This window comes from Sorangiineae bacterium MSr12523 (assembly GCA_037157775.1).
In the GTDB taxonomy this organism is placed as follows: Bacteria; Myxococcota_A; Polyangia; order Polyangiales; family Polyangiaceae; genus Pendulispora; species Pendulispora brunnea.
The window spans coordinates 6,196,136-6,216,815 of sequence record CP089982.1 but is presented as its reverse complement, the minus strand read 5'-3'; the positions used below and the strand labels follow the sequence as shown (position 1 = coordinate 6,216,815).

At 63.7% G+C, this 20,680-nt stretch carries 15 protein-coding genes; 8 read left to right on the top strand and 7 right to left on the bottom strand.

Features of this window, described 5'->3' with window-relative positions; translation table 11 throughout:
- Positions 1 to 9: 9 nt before the first annotated feature.
- A complete protein-coding gene (locus LZC95_23925; GenBank protein ID WXA99851.1) occupies positions 10 to 1,041 on the bottom strand; it encodes a ribonucleotide-diphosphate reductase subunit beta in 1,032 nt (343 codons plus the stop codon).
- Positions 1,038 to 3,452 carry a ribonucleoside-diphosphate reductase subunit alpha gene (locus LZC95_23920; GenBank protein WXA99850.1) on the bottom strand — a complete coding sequence of 805 codons (2,415 nt, stop codon included), beginning with the start codon at positions 3,450 to 3,452 and terminating at the stop codon, positions 1,038 to 1,040. Before LZC95_23920 ends, LZC95_23925 begins: the two co-directional genes overlap by 4 nt.
- Before the next feature lie 311 nt (positions 3,453 to 3,763).
- Here LZC95_23920 and LZC95_23915 point away from each other — a divergent pair, with 311 nt between their 5' ends.
- Together LZC95_23915 and LZC95_23910 are read left to right on the top strand one after the other, a co-directional pair.
- Positions 3,764 to 4,192 carry a GNAT family N-acetyltransferase gene (locus LZC95_23915; GenBank protein WXA99849.1) on the top strand — a complete coding sequence of 143 codons (429 nt, stop codon included), beginning with the start codon at positions 3,764 to 3,766 and terminating at the stop codon, positions 4,190 to 4,192.
- Complete coding sequence (locus LZC95_23910) at positions 4,189 to 5,400, top strand: GNAT family N-acetyltransferase (GenBank protein ID WXA99848.1); 1,212 nt, start codon at positions 4,189 to 4,191, stop codon at positions 5,398 to 5,400. The genes LZC95_23915 and LZC95_23910 overlap by 4 nt, the downstream gene beginning before the upstream one ends.
- A gap of 163 nt (positions 5,401 to 5,563) precedes the next feature.
- Here the strand turns inward: LZC95_23910 and LZC95_23905 are convergent, their stop codons facing one another.
- Entirely contained in the window at positions 5,564 to 6,070 is a 507-nt protein-coding gene (locus LZC95_23905; GenBank protein WXA99847.1) for an FHA domain-containing protein, read from the bottom strand.
- Positions 6,071 to 6,102: 32 nt separating this feature from the next.
- On the bottom strand, positions 6,103 to 9,738 hold the full coding sequence (locus LZC95_23900) for a protein kinase (GenBank protein ID WXA99846.1): 3,636 nt from the start codon (positions 9,736 to 9,738) through the stop codon (positions 6,103 to 6,105).
- Positions 9,739 to 9,885: 147 nt separating this feature from the next.
- On the opposite strand from LZC95_23900, the gene LZC95_23895 reads away from it, so the two are divergent.
- Entirely contained in the window at positions 9,886 to 11,400 is a 1,515-nt protein-coding gene (locus LZC95_23895) for an amino acid permease (protein ID WXA99845.1), read from the top strand.
- Between the two features lie 307 nt (positions 11,401 to 11,707).
- Positions 11,708 to 11,977: a hypothetical protein gene (locus tag LZC95_23890; GenBank protein ID WXA99844.1), complete on the top strand. Its 270-nt coding sequence runs from the start codon at positions 11,708 to 11,710 to the stop codon at positions 11,975 to 11,977.
- A 70-nt stretch (positions 11,978 to 12,047) separates the two neighbouring features.
- Here the strand turns inward: LZC95_23890 and LZC95_23885 are convergent, their stop codons facing one another.
- The gene (locus tag LZC95_23885) at positions 12,048 to 12,668 is read right to left on the bottom strand and encodes a TetR/AcrR family transcriptional regulator (GenBank protein ID WXA99843.1); all 621 of its coding nucleotides are present in this window, start codon (positions 12,666 to 12,668) and stop codon (positions 12,048 to 12,050) included.
- A gap of 99 nt (positions 12,669 to 12,767) precedes the next feature.
- Between LZC95_23885 and LZC95_23880 the strand changes: the two genes are divergently transcribed.
- The 4 genes from LZC95_23880 to LZC95_23865 all read left to right on the top strand — a co-directional run bounded on the left by LZC95_23880 (position 12,768) and on the right by LZC95_23865 (position 17,013).
- Positions 12,768 to 13,529: an SDR family oxidoreductase gene (locus LZC95_23880; protein ID WXA99842.1), complete on the top strand. Its 762-nt coding sequence runs from the start codon at positions 12,768 to 12,770 to the stop codon at positions 13,527 to 13,529.
- 69 nt (positions 13,530 to 13,598) lie between these two features.
- Positions 13,599 to 14,789 (top strand): hypothetical protein, encoded by a 1,191-nt coding sequence (locus tag LZC95_23875; GenBank protein ID WXA99841.1) that lies wholly within the window; start codon positions 13,599 to 13,601, stop codon positions 14,787 to 14,789.
- Positions 14,790 to 14,909: 120 nt separating this feature from the next.
- A complete protein-coding gene (locus LZC95_23870) occupies positions 14,910 to 16,253 on the top strand; it encodes a VWA domain-containing protein (protein ID WXA99840.1) in 1,344 nt (447 codons plus the stop codon).
- A 163-nt stretch (positions 16,254 to 16,416) separates the two neighbouring features.
- Complete coding sequence (locus LZC95_23865; GenBank protein WXA99839.1) at positions 16,417 to 17,013, top strand: porin family protein; 597 nt, start codon at positions 16,417 to 16,419, stop codon at positions 17,011 to 17,013.
- A gap of 31 nt (positions 17,014 to 17,044) precedes the next feature.
- On the opposite strand, the gene LZC95_23860 is transcribed toward LZC95_23865, so the two are convergent.
- Both LZC95_23860 and LZC95_23855 read right to left on the bottom strand, forming a co-directional pair.
- The gene (locus LZC95_23860) at positions 17,045 to 18,625 is read right to left on the bottom strand and encodes a hypothetical protein (GenBank protein ID WXA99838.1); all 1,581 of its coding nucleotides are present in this window, start codon (positions 18,623 to 18,625) and stop codon (positions 17,045 to 17,047) included.
- Positions 18,626 to 18,631: 6 nt separating this feature from the next.
- A complete protein-coding gene (locus tag LZC95_23855) occupies positions 18,632 to 20,569 on the bottom strand; it encodes a DUF839 domain-containing protein (GenBank protein WXA99837.1) in 1,938 nt (645 codons plus the stop codon).
- Positions 20,570 to 20,680 lie beyond the last annotated feature (111 nt).

Here is a 20,680-nt window from a genome sequence, read left to right as displayed (position 1 = left end):
GCTTCATTTTCAGAACGCCGCGTCGAGGACGACCTCGCCCGTGATGCCGACCTGGTAGGCCGACACGCGGCGTTCGAAAAAGTTCGTCACCTCCTGCACGTCCTGCAGGGCCATGAACGAAAACGGATTCTTCACGTTGTAACGTTTGCGCAAACCCAGAGTCGAAAGACGCTGGTCCGCGCAGAACTCCAGGTACTGGCGCACGCTGTCCACGGAGAGCCCGACCACGCCGTACCCGAGGAGATCCTCGGCGAACTGCGTCTCGCAGTCGATGGCCTCGTCGAGCATCGCGTAAATCGACGCTTCGAGCGAGGCATCCCAGAGCTCCGGCTCCTCGCGGCGCACCGTCTTGACTACCTCGAAGGCAAAGGCCATGTGCGCACTCTCGTCGCGAAAGACCCAATTCGTTCCCGCCGCCAGCCCATGGAGCAGGCCGCGCGAGCGCAGAAAGTAGACGTACGCAAAGGCGCCGAAGAAAAAGAGCCCTTCGATGCACGCCGCGAACGCAATCAAATTGAGCAGGAACTGCTGCCGCGCCGCGCGCCCCTCCGGCCCGGCCGGCAGCCGATCGATCTCCTGCAGCCCGTCGAGCCACCGCATGCAAAACTCCGCCTTTTTGCGGATGCTCGGAATGTTCTCCACCGCGGCGAACGCCCGATGGCGCTCGTCGGGATCGGGCACGTAGGTGTCGAGCAGCGTGAGATAGAACTGCACGTGCAACGCCTCCTCGTACAGCTGCCGCGAGAGGTACATGCGGGCTTCGGGCGCGTTGATGTGCTTGTAAAGATTGAGCACCAGATTGTTCGCCACGATGGAATCTCCCGTGGCGAAAAATGCAATGAGCCGCTGCACGAGATGCCGCTCGGCGTCGCTCATCTTCTTTTGCAGATCCGCGGTGTCCGTGGAGAAATCGACCTCCTCCACGGTCCACGTGTTTTTGATGCCATCCCGGTACATCTCGAAAAACACCGGGTAAGCCATCGGCCGCAACGTAAGGCACAGCCCCGGATCGAGGATGCGCGCGGGTCGTCGAACACTCATTGGCAAGCCTCGCACGATTCAGGGTTTTCCAACGAGCATGCGACCGCCGACGCTGCGTTGAAAGTCGAGCCCGGCGAGCCGGGCATCTCCGGCGAAACCGTGGCCTTGGCAATGCGCGTCGCCGGGCGCGAACGCAGGTAATAGGTCGTCTTCAGGCCGCGTTTCCATGCATAGAAATACATGCTCGAGAGCTGTCCGATGTTCGGCGACGCGCTGAACAGATTGAGCGATTGGCTCTGATCGATGAACGCTCCGCGATCCGCCGCCATGTCGATGAGCGCGCGCATCGGGATCTCCCACGCCGTGCGGAAGAGCATCCTCAGCTCGGAGGGCAGCTCCTCGATGGCCTGCACCGAGCCTTCGGCGAGCTTCAACCGCGAACGCATCGCCTCCGTCCACATGCCGAACTCCTTCAAGAGCGCGACCAGGTACCGATTCACCTGCAGGAAGTCGCCCGACAGCGTCTCGCGCTTGAACAGATTGGAAATCTGCGGCTCGATGCACTCGTAGCAACCGGCAATGCTGGCAATGGTCGCCGTGGGCGCAATGGCCACGAGCAGCGAATTGCGCATTCCCTCGCTTCGAATGCGCGCGCGCAGCGCCTCCCAGCGCGCAGCATCCGTGGGCACGACGCCCCACGCATCGAACTGAAGCTCTCCCCGTGCCGCGCGCGTCTCGTCGAAGGACGGATGCTTTCCCTTTTCGACCGCGAGATCGACCGACGTGGTGAGCGCGTGGAAGTACACCTCCTCGGAGATGCGCCGCGAAATCTCACGCGCATTGGGCGAATCGAAGGGCAGACGCATCTGGAAAAACACGTCCTGCAGGCCCATGAGCCCGAGCCCGACCGGCCGCCATCGCTGGTTCGACCGCTGCGTGGCCCCAATGGGATAGAAATTCAAATCGATGACCCGATCGAGCTGCCGCACCGCGGTTCGAACGGTGCGCGCCAGCTTGTCGTAATCGAACGACACCGTGCCGTTCTCGTCCACCGACGTGTGCCGCCCCAAGTTGATCGACCCCAAATTGCACACCGCGCTCTCTTCGCGCGACGTCACCTCGAGGATCTCCGTGCACAAGTTCGACAGGTGCACCACGCGACCGGGCAGCGCCGTTTGGTTGCAGGCGAGGTTCGATTTGTCCTTGAACGTCATCCAGCCATTGCCGGTCTGCGCCAGGGTACGCATCATCCGCGCGTACAAATCGCGCGCCTTCACGGTCTTGACGGCGAGCCCCTGGGCCTCCGCTTCTTCGTAGCGCCGCTCGAAATCCGCGCCGAATCGGTCCGGCAGATCGGGCACGGTCTTCGGGTCGAACAGGCTCCAAATCCCATCGGCCTCGACCCGCTTCATGAACAAATCGGGAATCCAATTGGCCAGGTTCAAATTGTGCGTGCGGGCGGCAATGTCGCCCGTGTTGTCGCGCAGCTCGAGGAACTCCTCGATGTCCGCGTGCCAAGGCTCCAGGTACACGCAGCAGGCGCCCTTGCGTTTGCCGCCTTGGTTCACCGCAGCCACCGAGGCATCGAGCGTCTTCAGCCACGGCACGATTCCGTTGGAGTGCCCGTTGGTGCTCTCGATGAGCGATCCGCGCGAACGCACGCGGTGGTACGCGAGGCCGATGCCGCCCGAGAATTTCGAGAGCATCGCCACGTCGGTGTAGCGCGAGTAAATCTCCTCCAGATGGTCGCCCGGCGAGTCGAGCAAGAAGCAGCTCGACAGCTGCTCGTGGCGCGTGCCCGCGTTGAACAGGGTGGGGGAGCTGGGCAAATATTCGAGCGACGAGAACAGCCGATACAGCTCGATGGCCTCGGCCGCCGTCTCCGAGAGCGCGCAGGCGATGCGCATGAAAAACTGCTGCGGCGTCTCCAGAACGAGGCGCTCCTTCGGGTGCTTGATGAGGTATCGGTCGTAGACCGTGCGCAATCCGAAGTACTCGAATTCGTGATCATTCGCCGACTCGATGGCGTCGTTCAGCTTGCGCGCGTTGCGCGTCACGAAATCGTGCAGACGATCGCCAATGAGCCCCAGCTTGTACGCCGCCGAAATCGACTGCGAAAAGGCATGGATTTCTTGGTTGCGAACTTCCTTGTCGATGTACGTCGCCAGAAGCCGCGCCGCGAGCTTCGCGTATTGCGGATCCTCGACGATGAGGGCCGCCGCGGTCTGAATCGAGAGCTGGTCGAGCTCGCGCGTGCTGGCACCGTCGTAGAGCCCACTGATGGTCTTCGTGGCCACTCGAAGCGGGTCGACGTCCTGCAGACCGATGCAGCACCGCCCCACGGCGCGCACGATCTTGTTCACGTCCACCGGCTCCGTCGAACCGTTGCGCTTCTTGACCCGCATGGTCGTTTGCGGACGCACGTCCGCAACCGCCCGCGCCTTCGCGGGCGCGACGTATTCGCTCAACATGGTGCGGCTCCTCCTCCGTACGTACTGCTCAGTTACTGCTGCTCAGTTTGCTTCGTCTTCGGTGGCTCGTCCCACAACTCAAGGACTTTGCCTCACTGAGTACCTGTTCGCAAGTTCAGGCGATTCAGAAGGGAGGTACAACATATGGGGTTCACTGTACGGGTGTCAATCTAGATACGGTATTTGGCCCAATTGTCCGATGGAAATCGGTGATTTGGGGCTGTTGTGCACTTTTCTCTTGCCTCAGGATACGGGGTATGCCCGAACCTGCTGCTGCATCGGATTTCTGCATTCCAAGCGGTATTCGCCTCATGGACGGCCTGGATGAGCGGTCCCTTCCCGAAGCCGTCGCCCTCCTCGACGGCACCTACTGGAACGTGGGCATCCCCAAGGAGGTCATCGCCCGCTCGTTTCTCGGAGCCACGGTGTGGGTCGGCGCCTTCGACGACTCAGACGGGAAACACGGGAAAGGCGCGCTCGTGGGAACGGCGCGCGCGCTGAGCGATGGTGCGAAGGTCGCGTGGATCTACGACGTCATCGTGCGACCCGACTGGCGCGGCCGGGGCGTGGCCCAAGCCATCATGGGCTTCCTGTTGGCGCATCCCGCGGTACGCCACGTCCGACGAGTTCGCCTCAATACACGCGATGCGCAAAGGCTTTACGCGCGATTCGGATTCCGGGATTCGCCGCCGCCGATGGGACCCGAGATGGTGCTCGAGCGTGATATCACCGGACCGTGAGCTTAGAGTTCCGCGCCGTCGCGGCGCATGAGATCTCGGATTACGTTCGCGTCGTCTGCACGGCCATGGGCTTTCCGTTCAATCCGGATCGCCTGGGGCGTTCCTCGGTGCCGGAGCATGAGATTCGTTACGCCGCGTTCGACGGCGACATGCTCGTCGGTGCGGCCGGCTCGTTCACGTTTCGCATGACGGTGCCCGGCGGCGTCTCGCCCGAAATCGGCGGATTGACCCACGTGGGCGTGCTGCCCACGCACCGCCGGCGCGGCATTTTGACGGGCTTGATGCGCGGCGTCTTCGAGGAAAATCGCAAGCGCGGGCAGGCCGTCTCGGCGCTCTACGCGAGCGAGGGTGTCATCTATGGCCGCTACGGCTACGGCATGGCCTCCCTCGGTGGGGACATCGAGCTTCCGCGCCATGGCACGGCCTTCGTCGATGGCCCGCAGGTGGATGCGCACGTGCGCTACGTCACCGAGGACGAGAGCATCCCGCTCTTCTCGTCGATCTGGGACCGCGTGCGCGCCGAGTCGCCGGGCATGTGCAGCCGCTCGGAGGGCTGGTGGCGCGGTCGCCGCGTCGGCGATCCCGACGGCGTTCGCGCGGGGCGCCCGCCCTTGCAGCGCATCGTGCTCGAGCTCGAAGGCCGTCCGGCAGGCTACGCATTTTACCGCTCCGCGACCGGGTTCGACGGCTTTCACCTGGTGAACACCTTGGACATCGTAGAGGCCATCGCCGACTCGCCCGCGGCCACGCGCGCGCTCTGGCGCTGGCTCCTGGATCTCGATCTGGTGACCACCGTCAAGGCGTCCCTGCTCCCGCCGGATCATCCGCTCTTCTTCCTCTTGGCCTCCGCGCGCGACATGCGCATGCGCGTATCCGACAACCTATGGGTGCGCCTTCTCGATGTGGCGGCGGCCTTGTCGCAGCGCAAATACAACGAGGGCCCGCCCATCGTCTTCCATGTGAACGACACGTTCGTGCCCTCCAACACGGGCCGCTACCTCCTCGAGAACGGCACCGCCCGCCCCACGGATCTCGCGCCGGATCTCTCCCTCGACGTCAACGCCCTCGGCTCGGCCTACCTGGGTGGCTTCACCTTCACCCAAATGGCTCGGGCCGGCCGCATCCTCGAACACACCCCCGGCGCCTTGCGCAGCGCCGACCTCCTCTTCCACAGCCCCCGCGCCCCCTGGTGCCCCGAGATCTTCTAGGTCGAACGCCCGAAGAGGATTGAACAGGGAGGGGGGGAGGCAGGGAGGGAAACAACGCGATTCCCACCGCGCACCGAGGCTTTTTTGATTTTCCAGTTGGCCAACTGGGCCGATTGAAGAACAAAAAAACTCCCCGCCTCCCCGCCTCCCTGTTCAATCCTCTTCAGCGCAAAAACTCGTACAGGGCGTCTCCGTCGGCGACGCGGGCTTTGGCTCCGCCGATTTGCAAGGTGTCGCCGGGCTCGAGCACCATGGGCTTTTGGGCTTCGATGGGGGCGTTGTTCACCTTGGTGCCGTTGCTCGAGCCGAGGTCGATTACGCGCAACGGTCCTTTGTCGAAATCGTGGAAGTGCGCGTGAAGTTTGGATACGGACGCGTCCCGTAGGACGATATCGCAGTTCGTGGCTCTCCCGACCGACACCCGGTCGGGATACGGATTTTGCGGCGCTTTGACCACAGGGACGATATCGAACGCGTTGTCGAAGTTCGACTGCCGCACGTTTTCGATGGTCATATTTACCGTGCGGTATCCGATGTTTAGCGCCTCCGGATGCGCCGTTACGACCAAGTAATAACCAGGATACTCACGGATGAAGCTTTCGCGCGTAAGCGACATCGCGTGTGCCCGTACCGTGCCCACGTCGATGATGCGACCACCTGCACTCTGCATCGTACGACCTCGTCGATATTTCCTTCCTCGATCTACTGCCACGATCCGCGAAGTTGGGCCGCTCGCTCGAGCCATACACTCGCCCCCGCCGCTGTGAGGTACTTTTGAGCCAAGGAAAGAAGAGCACATGCTCCGCCCGGATGCGCGCACGAGCGACGCTCCGCAAGAGTTAGTAAGGTTACCCCGTGTTGCAGCACATTGCCCGAGTCGCTCGCGACATCCCGCGCGAGCTCGAGCTCACGATCCCCGGCTGCACCGGGCAAAACGTCGGCCATGGCTCGGCGAGCAATGATTTCATCGAAGGGGTTGGCATACAGCGGATCGGTTGCCCGCGCTAGGGCGAGCTCCGCCGCTTCCCGCGCCGCGGTATCTCGACCGCGAAGCTTTTCCAGACGCGACAGGTGGACCAGCGCGTACGTCTCCATTCGGAAACCGCGTGCGCGTGCGAGCTCGATGGCCTCTTGCAACGCCGTGTAGGCCGCGTCGTACTCCCTTCGCAGCACGAGCAGGCAACCGCGGTAGACCGCCACGTAGAGTTTGAGCCACCCATCACCGGGAAGCACGTGTTCACTGATGTACGCCCCGCGCTGCACGATGGCCGTGGCCAATTCGACATCGCACCGTTCGAGGTAATACGGCGGCGTGTAGATCGCCAGGTTTCGCTCGGGCAGGGAAGGGTTCCCCAGGCGGCGCATCCAGTCGTTCATCTCCGCGTAAAGCGGGTCGAACTTGCTCCGATCGCCAATGAACGAGCTGCGCACCAAGAGCGAGAACAGATGGTAAATCCGTAGCTCGATGAATCCGAACTCGGACGCGACGGACATTCCGTCCGCGGTCGCGTGAGGGTCGGTCTCTTTGCCCATCAGCGCCAAGTTCATATTCAAGAAATAGCTGCCCATGGCCAGCGCCCAGGAAAGGCGCGCGGGCCCGGCCGTCTTCTCGCGATGGAACTTCCGCAGCACCTGCACGTGCCCCATCATCTCGTCCACGATGCCGGCGAAGTGCCCCGTGTGGGCCGTCAGGCCGCCCTTGGCGACGTATGCCGCAGCACGGAACGGCGAATCTTTGTCGCCGTCGGCATCTGCCTTGGCCAGCACGCTCTGAAACTCCGCTGTGCGCCCCATGATGGCCAGCGCGATGCTCTGCAAAATGCGGTATTCGGCGCGCTTGAGGAACGCTTCCTCGGCGGTCATGTTCGCGCGCACCGGGATTTCGCGATACGCCTCGCGCGCCTCGGCGGCCGTGCGCGAACGCACGATGTCACGCCCCAGATCGAGATCGACGGCCTTGCTCCAATACGTAAAGAGCTTCTCGGCGAAGAAGAACGAGGCCGGCGTGTCGCTGCTGTAGCCGACTTCGATGAGCTTCCCCCACGCGGACACTTGGAGCTCCGTGCGATTCGGATACGCCGGATCGTTCTCCAAGAGCGCCTCGGCCTCCTTGAGAATGCGATACCCCTCGAGCATACCGCTGTGGGCGAGCAGGTGATTCGACGCCAAGAGCAGCGGCGCAATCGCCCGTGAAGGCTCGAGCGACCGCGCGAAGTGGTAGCCGGATGCGCGCGCCCCTTCCGGCGTCTTGCCCACGGTTCGTTCGAGGTGCTCGGCGATGCGCCCGTGGTGCACGCGCCGATCCGTCTCGGGCGTGGCGTCGTAAATCGTCTTGTGGACGGTGTCGTGCGTGAAGTGATACTGGCCACCCGAGTACTGCAGAAATTGCCGCTCGACGGCGTCGTCGAGGGCCGAGAACAGCTTCTCGTCCTCGAGTTCCGCCGCTGCCCGCACGAGGGTCATGTCCAGCACGCGGCCGGCCGGCGCCGTGCGCTGCAGAAACTCGAGCTGCTCGGGCGACAGGGTCGCTAGCCTCGATTGAATCGCGTCCCCGATGCTCGAAGGCAAGGGGACATGGGCCAGATCGGCGTGCGCGAACCACCGCCCGGTGAGCCTACGCAATGCACCTTGCTCGACGAGTGCACGCAGGCACTCGGTCGCGAAGAAGACGTTGCCGTGGGTGGCTGCGTGCAGGTTGGCCACGAAGGCCTCGGGCACCACGAACCCGGGCAGCGCCAGTGCGACCAGCTCCCGAAGGTGCTCCCGCGACAACGGGGACAGCTTGAGGATCTGCGCCGCACCCGCGAACACCGGTTGGTACAGCGGCGAAAGCCGGGTCAGCTCGTCGGAGCGGAACGTGCCGCATACGAGGCCGTGGGTGCCCTGAAGCACCCGGATGATGACATTGAGGTGCTCCACCGTCGCATCGTCGGCCCAATGCAGATCTTCGAAGCAGAGGACGAAGCGCCGGTTCTTGGCCAGCTCGCTGAGCCATTGCGAGAGCGCCTCGAAGACGACCAGCTTCTCCTCCGCCGGCGCGCGCACCTTGCGTTCGCCCTCGGGCGCGCCGTACTCGGGGGGAAGCAGCGGCGCGAGCGGCTCGCGGATGCTGTCGATCAAATCCGCCGAGGTGATGGGCAGCAGGAGACGCAGCGCGCGTTTGAGCGGCGCCAGCGGTGCGAGGCCCTCCGCGTGGCACTGCCCGAAGGCGAACGCCACGTCGGACAACTTCGCCTGCAGCTCCAACTCCGACAAAAGCCGCGATTTTCCCGTGCCGGCCGGCGCCGCGATGAACAGCGCACGCGCCTCGCCATTTTCCGCCGCATGCAGGGCCTGCTCGAGCTGCGCGGATTCCTTTTGGCGGCCCACGACGGTGGGCACGTGCAGGTAGCTCGCGCGCGCAGCCAGCGGCTCCTCCGAGGCGATGGCATCGCTGGCCGATGCGAGCGCGGCCATCAGCTCGGTGGCGCTTTGAAACCGCTCCGTCGGATCCTTCGCGAGGAGCTGCAGCAGAATGCGCGACAGCTCCGGATCCACGTCGGGCCGGAGCGAGGCCGGATCCGGTGGCGGCGTTTCACGGTGCGCGCGCAGCAGCTCCTGCACCGTCGCGCCATGGAACGGGTGCTGGCCCGTTACCGCGAAGAACCCGAGCACGCCGAGTGAATAGAGGTCCGCACGCCCGTCGATGGCGCCGCCGGACAACCATTCCGGCGCGATGTAGGCGGCCGTTCCCCAGAGCCGGCCCATGGTCGGCGTTCCGAGCTGGTGCATCAGCCCGAAGTCCATGAGCTTGATGCCGCCATCGGCGAAGAGCCGCACGTTGTCGGCCTTGATGTCGCAATGAACGAACAGCCGGGCGTGGATGAACGCGAGCGTCTGCGCCAGCCGCATGAGCAGCCCGAACGCCTCCGACGAATCCAGCGGCTGGTCGCGAACGCGCGCGCGAAGGTCCTCTCCCTCGACGCGCTCCATCGTGATGTAGCGGTTGCCCGAGGGGAGCATGCCGCAGTCGTAGACCTTGAGCGTGAACGGGTGCTGCAGCCTCCGCATCGCGAAAAACTCGCGGCGGAACATCAGCGCGCTCTCCTCCACCTCGTCGGGCGCGGAGATCGGCATCGCCTCGATCTCCTTGAGGGCCACGTCGTGCCCCTCGACCGCGTCCTCGGCCAGCCACACCCGGGCCGTCCCGCCGGTCCCAAGGAGCTCCACGATGCGGTAGCGCCCACCCACGACGTCACCAACCTCGAGAAATCGAGGTGTCCCAGCCTCACGGGCGCGCGTCGCACTTTCGGTGCCTGCCGTGATGGTGTCCAGAAGGTGGGTCGCGATATCGGTCATCGCCGCTTTTTTCCCAGTTGATACCCGGTGCAGTGGTAGCGTACCTCAAGCCTCGTGTTTGAGCGTCTATTTGCCATTAAAACGGTTGAGCAGATTCGCGCCAACTGTGAGGAATCGGAGCAGGCCGGGACGGGGCTGCGCCGGGCCTTGACCGCCTGGGATCTGATGCTCCTCGGTGTTGGCGCGATCATTGGTGCAGGCATCCTTTCGGCCTTGGGTACGGGGCTCGCGGGTGGGTTCGACGTCAATTTTGGCGTCACTCGACCTGCAGCTGGCCCCGCGCTCATCCTGTCCTTCGTCATCACGGCGGTGGCCTGCACCTTTACTGGACTTTGCTACGCGGAGCTCGCAAGCATGATCCCCGCGTCCGGGTCGGCGTACACGTACGCGTACGCCACCTTGGGCGAGTTGATGGCTTGGATCATCGGCTGGGACCTCTTGCTCGAGTATGCCGTATCGAACGTGGCGATCGCCATCTCGTGGGGCAGCTACGCGACGTCGTTGCTCGATGGCATGGGGATTCATTTGCCGGGTTGGCTGACCCTCGATACCCGTACGATGCTTCAACCCGCCAGCGAATACGCGGCCGCCCACACGGGACTCGGCTTTGGTAATCAGCTGACGCTCTTCGCCCAGGCGCGGGCCGGCACACTGGATGGTACCACGGTGTTCTCGCATTGGGATGCGCTGTCGGGTGCGCCGGTGATTTTCGGCGTGCCCGTCGGCATGAACCTCCTGGCCATGTTCATCACGGTGGTGATCACCGCGCTCTGCGTCGCGGGGGTTCGTGAGTCCGTGCGCACCAACAGCATCCTGGTGGCCATCAAGGTCGTTCTGCTTTTGGGCGTCATCGCCGTGGGCGCCTTCTACGTGCACCCCGAGAATTTCCACCCCTTCATGCCGAATGGCTGGCGGGGCGTGCAGGCTGGCGCTGCGATCATCTTCTTCGCCTTCATCGGTTTCGACGCGGTCAGCACGACCGCCGAGGAGTGCAAGCAGCCGGAAAAAGACCTGCCACGGGGCATCCTGGGCAGCCTGCTGATCTGCACCGTGATCTACATTGGCGTCTGTGCCGTCGTGGCGGGCATGCTCCGCTACACCGAGTACCAGAACATCGCCGATCCCATCGCCCACGCGTTCGCCGCCGTGGGCCTGAACTGGGTCGCCGGCGTCGTCAGCGTGGCCGCCGTGATCGCCCTCGCGGGCGCGCTGCTGGTTTACCAGATTGCGCAGCCCCGCATTTTCATGGTCATGAGCCGTGATCGCCTTCTTCCCCCTTGGTTCGGCGTGGTGAGCCCCAAGACGAAGACCCCGGTGAATGCCACTTTGCTGACCGGTGTCATCGTTTTATTGCCCGCGGGATTCATGAACATCGACGAGATCGTCGAATTGACCAACATTGGAACCCTATTCGCCTTTGCCTTGGTCTGCTTGGGCGTGTTGGTCCTTCGCGTGCGCCGGCCCGATGCGCCGCGCCGCTTCCGCGCTCCCTGGATCTGGGTCAATGCGCCGCTGGGCATTCTGTTCTGCGGCTGGCTCTCCTGGGGCCTGCCCACCCACACGTGGGAGCGCTTCTGGATCTGGCTCGCGGTTGGGTTGCTCTTCTACTTCATCTATGGCGCTCGAACGCCGCGCGGCCCAGCCAACTCGCCCGCGAAATAGCGCGAATAGAGGAATAAGTCTGCTCCTGCTGTCGGTTGCTCGGATGGAGGTGCTCGCTTCGGTGTGGAACGAGCATCCAAGCAGAGACCAGTAGCAACCGGTAGAACGGGGGGCAGCAGTACCAAAATCGCAGAGAAGAAGCACCTGTGCCTGCTCGGCCGCGGCAGGCATGGGCATGGCTTATTTGCATGACAGGCATGTAAGTCATGCAGTTTCGGTATGGCGGTCATTCGTACGGATGCAGTAGCCGTTGCTGCATCGCATCCCTAATTTGTAATCATTGATTTCGATCTAAAGGAGGCTCCCCATGGTTTCATTTCGAACTGCATCCATCGCCTTGGTCGCCCTCGGCTTGATGGCATGCGCGAGCGAAGGGAGGCAACCGCGAACCGCCTACGATCCCAGCGCGAGCTACGACCCGTCCAGCCTGTACACGCCTTCGCCCAATTATCGGCCTTTGGCGGTGAATCCGCCCACCACGGTCACCGGCGTTCCCGGCAATGATGGGATACCCAGCAGCACGAACTGCACGGAAACGGCCGCGGCCACCAGCGCGAACCGCCGACTCTGTCCGTGAGTCGTCCCTGAAGAACCCGTCCAATCGGATAGTCATTGGACGATTGTGAATTCGAAGTTGCAGTGCGTTTTTAGGGAATACGAGTAAGCGCGTCCCAGGCGCGCATTGCGGATTCTGCGAGCGCGAGAAGCGCTTCGCGCGAGGCTCCATCGCGGGCGCGAAGGGACATCCCTTGCTGAAAGGTGATGTAGAAGCTCGCGATGGCCGCCGGATCCACCGAGGGTGAGAGCTCGCCTTCGTCGATGGCGCGCGCGACGCGCTTCCGAAGGCGCTCGATCGGGTAGGCGCGCATCGCTCGCAGTTCCTCGAAGATGGGATCGGTCTCGAGTTCGTCGCAGTCCTTGTGGATGGCCGCCAACGTGATGAAGCAGCCGCCGGGCGAGGCGGGTTGCGAGAAGTTCATGGCGGTGTCCCGCAGCATCTGCTCGATGCCCTCGCGCACGGTGGGGGCCTCCTCGAGGCCGTTCAACACGTTGTAGGGTTGCCGGCTGGACGAGAAGAGCTCGATGGCCTCCCGGAAGAGCGCCTCCTTGCTCCCGAACGCGGCGTAGAGGCTCGGCGAGTTGATGCCGAGCGCGTGCGTGAGATCGGCCATCGAGGTGCCTTTGTAGCCCTTGGTCCAGAAGACCTGCATCGCCGTTTCCAGCGCCTGTTGCCGATCGAAACTTCGCGGGCGACCGCGTCCGGCCATGGGTTTCTCCATACTCCCTCGATTTCTGTAACGATCGACAAATTAATGCCTTGACCCTCGTCGGCAAGGCCCCATGATTTGTGTAACGATCGACACAAAATGAAAGGGACTGCAATGCCGAGCTCGGACTTGAATGGGAAGGTGGCACTGGTAACGGGGGGAAGCCGCGGCCTAGGGGCGGCCATCGCGAAACGCCTTGCCGCAGAGGGCGCGAACGTGGTGCTCACCTATGTGGGCAGTGAGGAGAAGGCGCGCGCGGTCGCGGCGGAAATCGAAGCCACGGGCCGGCGTGCGCTGGCCATTCGCGCCGACAGTGCGGATCCGGCGGCGGTGGTGCGCGCGGTGGAGGAGACGGTGCGTGCGTTCGGGGGCATCGACATCCTGGTCAACAACGCGGGCATCTGGATGGACGGGCCCCTGCTCGAGGCCACGATCGAGGACTTCAATCGGATCATCGCCGTGAACGTGCGGGCCGTCTTCGTGGCCGCGCAAGCTGCGGCGCGGCACATGAAATCGGGGAGCCGCATCATCAACATCGGCAGCAACCTCGCCGACCGTGTGCACAGTCCGTACATGACGCTCTACTCGATGAGCAAATCGGCACTCGTGGGCCTGACCAAGGGCATGGCCCGCGATTTCGGCCCGAGTGGCATCAGCGTAAGCCTCATCTCCCCAGGCCCGACGGACACGGACATGAACCCGGCCAACGGTGCCCACGCGGAGCATCAGCGCAGCCTCATGGCCATTCCCGTCTACGGCCGCGCGGACGAGGTCGCGGGATTGGTGGCTTACGTTGCCAGCGCGGAGGGTCGCTCCGCGAATGGTGCCCAATGGGTGATCGATGGCGGCGTGAACGCCTGACTGGCCCGTTGACATCAATGCGCGGGTTTGTCATTGCTCGTGCAAATGATTTTCAAAGTCATCTTCACAATGGGCGCTCTCGGCCTCGTTTCCGCTTGCAGCAGCAGCGACAATGACGGGAAGAACGAGAGCGCCGTCCGCTCCGAGCACGCTTATGGCGTGGTGACCCAAGTCTTGGGCACCGAAGGCGCCACCACCTACGTCAACATTCTCGACTCCCTCGACGCGACCGGCATCGATCGCGCCGAGGCGCGCGAGTTTCCAGGCACCACCAGCGCGGCCAGCATCGATGGCAAGCTGTTCGTCGCCAGCGGCGAGGCACCGATCATCACCCGCTTCGACGTCACGAACCGCACGAATTGGACGGACGAGGGCCGCATCAACTTCGCGGCCCAGGGCCTTTCGGCCGCGAGCTTCTTCACCACCATCACGACGGGCCCGCAGAAGGCCTACAGCGCATTGAACGTGGTCGATCGCATCGTGTGGGATCCGTCACGCCTGCAGATCCAAGGCATGGTCCGCGCCGATGCGCGCATCCAGCTCGTGCGCGACGGTTTGACCGTGAACCAAGGCTACGAGCAAGCGGTGGAAGGCAACCGCGCCTTCCAGCCATTTTACTGGGCATCCAGCGACTTTCAGCGCTTCGCACCCTACTCGCAGGTTGCGGTCTACGACACGGGCACGGACCAGACCCGGGCGCTGCTCGACACGCCGTGCCCGCACCTGCATCGCTCGGCCAAAGACGATCAGGGCAACGTGTACTTCAGCAGCGGTCCGGGAAGTGCCACGCAGTGGCTCTACGACGCGAGCGCACCGCGCAACTGCATGGTGCGCATCAAAGCCGGCGAGGATCGCATCGATACGGATTTCACGATTCGTTTCGAAGAGCTCACCGGCGGGTTCGAGGCCGCGGCCTTTCAATACTATGGCGGTGACAAAGGCTTCCTGGCCGTCTTCGATCACCGTGCGGTCACCCCCGTCAATCCCAACGCGAGCATCGACGAACGCCGCGCGGTCAATGAAAGCGAAAACTGGCACTTCTGGGTGCTGAACCTGACCACGCGCAAGGCCGCGCCGATGAACGGAATCGGCGCATTCACCGGCCAATTCTTCTCCGTCCGCCTCGACGGTCGCGTCTTCGTGCTGCTTCCGAAGGCCAACTACGTGGGTACGCGCGTCTATGAGATCTTGCCCGACCTCAGCGCACAGTTCCGCTTCGAAAGCACGGGTTGGATTTATGAAATGTTCAAGGTTCGCTGAAATTCGCCTATAGATGGCGGTCAGGGCGATGGGCTCATGGTCGCGCCCGTTTGTGCATCAGGCTAGGATGCGTAAACCTGCTGCCCCGTATCGCTTTGGCATTTTTTCGGAGGACTTGGAATGCGACGGATCGCGATGAAGGTGATGGGGGTGCTGCTGCTGGCCGGGGTCAATTTGGCCGCCTGCGGAAGTGACGAGTCGACCTTCGGCAACGGGTCGGGCGATGGGAATGGCAACGGCGACGGTGGCGGGCCTGGCAATGGCGGCGGTTTCGGCGACGGTGGCGTCGGCGGGGACGGCGGCGGAAATCTGGGGCAATGCGCCACGGGCGAAAGCGGTACCACGCGTCTTCCTGTCTACTTGGATGTCATCCTCGACGGTTCGCGAAGCATGGATGGCCACGGGACCCCGACGACGGCGGTGCCGTGCGACGACAATCCCCCTCCGGCATCCGGGGCCGCGACGTGCTTTCTCAAAGGAAGGCGCCAGACCGATCCCGAGGCGTCCGGGCGCACGGATCGGGTGTGCCACGACGAGAGCCAAAGCATCAACGATTGCCCCGCCTACCGGGGGTTGACCGGCAAGAAATGGATCGCCGCGCGCGGAGCGCTCAAAGCCTATTTCGCGAGCCAGGCCCAAAGCTCCAAGTTGGCAATTGGCCTCTACCTCTTCTCGAGCACGGCCCCAGGCACTATCGGCTTCGACGCCATGACGGCAGCGCAGAAGAAAGCGCTGCAAGACAAGATCGCCCCCGGCGTGTGGCCGAGCGGAGGCACGCCGTTGTACGAAGCCTTCACCGGCAGCAGTGGCCGCGACGGCGGAGAGCTCGCTCGTCTGGCGAATTTCCAACCGAAGGCGCCGCTCGAGGGCGGCGGCAAGCGCGTGATCCTGCTCATGACCGACGGCGTTCCCAACCCAACCAGCGGCAGCGATAGCGCAGCGACGCAGGCGAAGATCAAAGATGCCGTCAGCAAGGCGGTTCCGAACATCACCACCTTCGTCGTGGGCATCGGCGATCCGACGGACGATCCGCTCGTGTACGACGAGAAGTTCCTGAGCCAGCTCGCCAAGGTGGGCGGTGCCGCGCCCGATACGTGCACGGCCGATTGGGATGGTGCGAACCCGGGCAACACGAAGCCGTGCCACTACCAGGTGACGCCGGGCGCCAAAACGGCGGACCAGATCCAAAACGAGATCAAGGCGGCCATCGACAACGTGGCGCTTTCGCTCCAAAGCTGCGAGCTGCCGCTTCAAAACGTGAGTCCCGGTCTCGACCCGAACAAGGTGAATGTTCTCTACACACCGACGGGGCAGCCGGAGAGGCTGGTGAAGCAAAACGAGGGTTGGACCTTGGACGGCGCGCGCACGAAGGTGACGCTCACCGGCCAGGCCTGCAACAATTTGAAAGCGGACCCCGGGGCCAAGGTTCGTGTGATCATCGGCTGCGCGACCGTCGTCAACTGACGGGCAGTCGGGAGAGACCTACCGAAGAAGGCGCGTCTTTCGCTTGCGCAGACGCACCTTCTTCGACTCTTAATGGGGCATTCCCAACCACCCCTACGGCTGTGGTACGTCTCGCGCCAGCCGCGCTCGAGGTCGAGCGGCAGCCCTTACTGAGGTTCTCTCCATGCGAAAAGCTCTCGTTGCAGCAGTTCTTTCGGCCGCCACCTTGTTCAGCGTTCCTGCGCTCGCCGCGGACTCGGACAGCAGAATGGCCGTCGGGGGTGACGCCATGTTCGTGCTCCCGATCGGAGATTTCTCCGATGCCACCGGGGCGCAACTCGGTGTTCTCGGTCGCTTTGGCTACCGAGTCATTCCGCAACTCGAGATCACGGGGCGCGCCGGCTACATCTATGGATTCTCGAAGTCTACCGAGGTCGGACCGGTCAAAAGCGATGTCGGCGCTTCGGTGATTCCGCTTTGGGGTGGTGCACGCTACTTCTTCTTCGAACACACCCCGACCGCCGGTCCATACGCTGGTGCGGAGCTTGGATTCAACTTCATCAATTACCGCGCAAGTGTTTCTGGGGCGGGAGTGGCCGATGTCGATGGCGACAAGTCGTACACCCGGTTTGGATTTAGCGCATTCGGCGGATATGTCATCAGCCCCGACCTGCCCATCGATCTTCGTGGGCAATTCATTCATTACAATTTAATCGGGAAAGGTGACGAATCCGCCGCGATCGGTCTCGGCATCAGCGTCGGGTATACGTATCAGCTGTAGTTGGTATTTCGCAGGAGGGTGCGCCGGTGGCTTAGGGGCTGGCGGCGCGCTCGATGCCGGTGGTGTCGTCTTGGAGGACGGCGGTGTGGACGTGGGGTGAGTCGCCGACGATGGTTTCGCGGCCCAGGTTGAAGGATTGGGCGCGCACGATGGCGAGGTAGGCGCGGTTGAGGGCGAGGGCGCGTTCGGGGGAGGGGACGAGCAGGGTGGCAATGTCCTTGGAGAGCCTGTGCAGGGCCTCCGGATCGAGCGAGCCGTCTGCGCGGAAGAAGCGGGCGCGCACCTCCTCGTTGGTGCGGTAATCGTCGCCGCCGCCGACCTGGGCCAGCCAGTGTGCGTATTCGCCTTGGCCGTCTTTGCGGAGTGGCTCGGCAACGCCGGCGAGCCCGTGATCGGTCCAGTGGTACCAGCCAATGCGGCGTGGGAAGGCGAAGACGCTGTCCGTCGTCGCGCCCACGCCGCCGTGGCAGCCGACGCAGGCGAGCGTCTCCTCGAAGCTTTGCGGACGCAGCTTGCCGTCGCGGTCTTCGATGTATCCCTGGAGCACCCAGCCGACGCCGTTGTTGATCCCGTGCTCGGCATCGCCCATGGGCTTTTTCAGCCGATTGGGCGTCTTCGTCTTTTCGCGCGCCTCCTCTTGGGCGCGCAATTGCAAATCGGAATACGTGAGCCAGCGCATCTTGCGCATGTAGCGCACCTCCTTCATGCGCGGCGCCATGCGAACCTCGGCGCCTTGCACATCGAGGTAGCGCAGCGTGTGCAAAAACTCGGTCCCGACGGGAAAGAGCCCCGCCGCCATGCGCTCCTCGCGCGCCTTTCCCACGTAGCGACGCGGCGCATCCGCGGGCATCGGCCATCGGAAGGCCACGCGCCGTGCGGTTCCCAGCGCACCATCGCCGTCCAAGTCCGAACCGAGCGCGCGTTCGTCCGTCGCGGCGATGGGGACGTCTTGCTCGCGCACGTACGCCTCCACCAGCGCGAAATTCAGCTGGTAGATGCGCGCATCTTCCTCGCCGCGCTCGTTCTGGCGAAAAGCCTCGGGCAGCCGGATCAACACGTCGCCCGCGGAGCCGTTCGTCGGCCAGAACATGCCCGGCGTCGGCGTGTACGCGAAGGCCCGCCAGCCCGTCGCGCGACCGTCCGCGGCATGGTCGAAGCCGTCGGTATCGAAGCGAAAGGCCGCATCGGGGACGAACCCCACCGTCTTGTTCACCGGGTAATTGCTCGTGCGTACCCACGACAAAAGCGACGCATCGTCGATGTCCGCCGGTGCCGGCGGATGCAGAGAATTCGCCCAGTGATTGTCCGTCGCGAATCGCGCGAACGAAAACGTCGTCTGCACGTCCTCGTCGTCGACGTAATTCGGTATGCGCGATTCGCGATGGCACGTGAAGCAGCCATTGTGCGTGCCCTGTTCGTCACGCGCCTTGGCGTAACATTGTGGGGGAATGTAGGCGGCCAAATTGAGAACGGAAGGGACGGTGGGGGGCTCGGAGGCATTCGCAATTCGCGAATCGCGAATCGCGAATCGCGAATGCGGGCTTACCCCCCACACCGCCAGGGCCGCTGCCCCAACCGCAACGGCCACACCCGGAACAAGCCACTTCAACACGGACGATCACCGAGTAAGCGCGGGGAAGGGCCCGATGTAACCGGTATACGATTCGCGCTCGGGCGAATTCGCCGGCACCTTGTCTTTGTCCGACTCGCCGTACGGGTGCTGAACTTGCATCTTCAGATAGCCGTACCCGTTGACATTGGGAAACCAATACGCGCCCGTCGTCTCGGAGCCATAGGGCGTCGAGAAAATGCGCGTCAACGTGCGCGTGTTCGTGTTGTACGCCCACGCCACGTCGTTCTGGTGCCCGTCGCCCGAGTCCTCGCCGACGATGAGCGTGTTGTACCCGGGCAAGAACGTCAGATTGTCCGGATTGGCAATTCCGCTCGCCGCGCACGTATTGCCGAAATACGGACTTCCCGGCGGATAGGGCGTTGCGCCGGCGGCCTTCAACGAAATACCCTCGATGAACGCCGACGCCGAGTGCACCACGTAATCGCTGGCCAGCACCGAATCGGGTCCCACGTCCAACGCGAACACCGCGCCGCAATCGTTCCGCGCCAACTTGATGTGATTTGGCCCGCCGCGGTCGTTGCTGCTGCCGTCTTCCGTACCTTTATTGAGCTCGCTGTACGACACGAACAACGTGTGCGTATCGGGATCGAAGGTCATGCCCTCGTTCTTGCGAAACTCCGTGGTCGCGCCCTTGTAGGCCGCGTAGCGTCGCGTCTCGAAGCGCGAGGCGAGCATCTCCTTGCCCGGCTTCAACTTGAGGCACTCGAGCGCGGCCACCGAATCGGTGTTCACGCTGGTGAAGCCATCGGGGCAGAAGGGCGCAGCCGCGTTGGGTGCCGCCACCTCGAACAGATCGGAAAACTTCGTCGTCGCGACGAGCGGCAAAAGCTCCGCATCCGTGGCGTGCCCGAGATCGACCCAAAAGATCTCCGCCGTACCGTGCGGGGCACCCGCGGGGCTGGTCTGGAACCACTGCGCGGCGTACAGCGTTCCGGCACTGAGATCGCCGGGCTTGTCGGCGATGAACATCGAAAAGACGTCGTTCGTGCCGTCGTCGGTCAAGTACACGGTCTTCTTGTCGGGCATGACGTACGCCAATTCGAGTGCGCGCCGCCCCATCGCAGGGTGCTTCTTGACCGTCGTCGCGCCGGCAGCGTCCACCGCGATCTCCACCGCATAGCCATAGTTGTACGGGTGGAAGACCTTGCGTGCTTCGTCGGCCGACGCCGTGGAGGCATCGACCTTCCAATAGCGAAGCATCTCCTTGATTTCGTCGTTCTTGAAGTCGGCAATCGTGGCCGCCGTCTCGATGGGCCGCGCATCCGGCGGATACTCCTCGCTCCCGAGGTGCGTTCCCCACGGGCTCACCGAACCCGCGCACGGCGTCCACAGACCGTCGACACCCGCGAAATCCACGGGCTTCGTGCTCACCGCGGTCAGGTTCCCATCGGTGCCCTGTTTCAGCTCCGTGAGGTACATCGCGGCGGGCACGGTCTCGAAGTGCGTGATCTCCCAGAGCTTGTCGCCCACGGGAAGAATCGAGGAAAAGTCGTTCGACGGCGAAATCACCTCGGAGTGATCCGCATTGGTCAGCGGCGTGCCGTCTTTGGCCACGAGCCGTCCGTACACGCCGGATCCCAGCGCCGCACGCGAGCGAAGCTCGGTGTGGTAGCCGATGTTCACGTCGGCGCCGTTGACCTTCGCGCTCTTGATGCCCAGCACCGCGCGCTTGTCGGTATCCGTCGTCGCGGTCTGAACCTCCGAGAAGAGGAGCGCGCCTGCACCCTTGCCCGGCTGGCCATTGTTTCCGTTCTGGCCCGGCGCGCCCGCCTCGCCATTCGCGCCGTTTGCGCCGTTCTGACCCGGCGCACCCGTCGATCCATCGTCGCCGCAGGCCGCCACCAGCATGGCCACACCCACAGCCGTGCAAACCGTCACGCTCAGCGCGCGCACGCGCGCCACTCGCCTCGAAGAAGGAATCACGTGAAGCTCCCTTGTAAGGGGCGAGTTGGGACTCGCCCGCGCATCTCATCCAGGTCGGTCTGGACGCGCGCACCTTAAAGGGAGCACGTGACGTTCATGCGACAGCTGCGT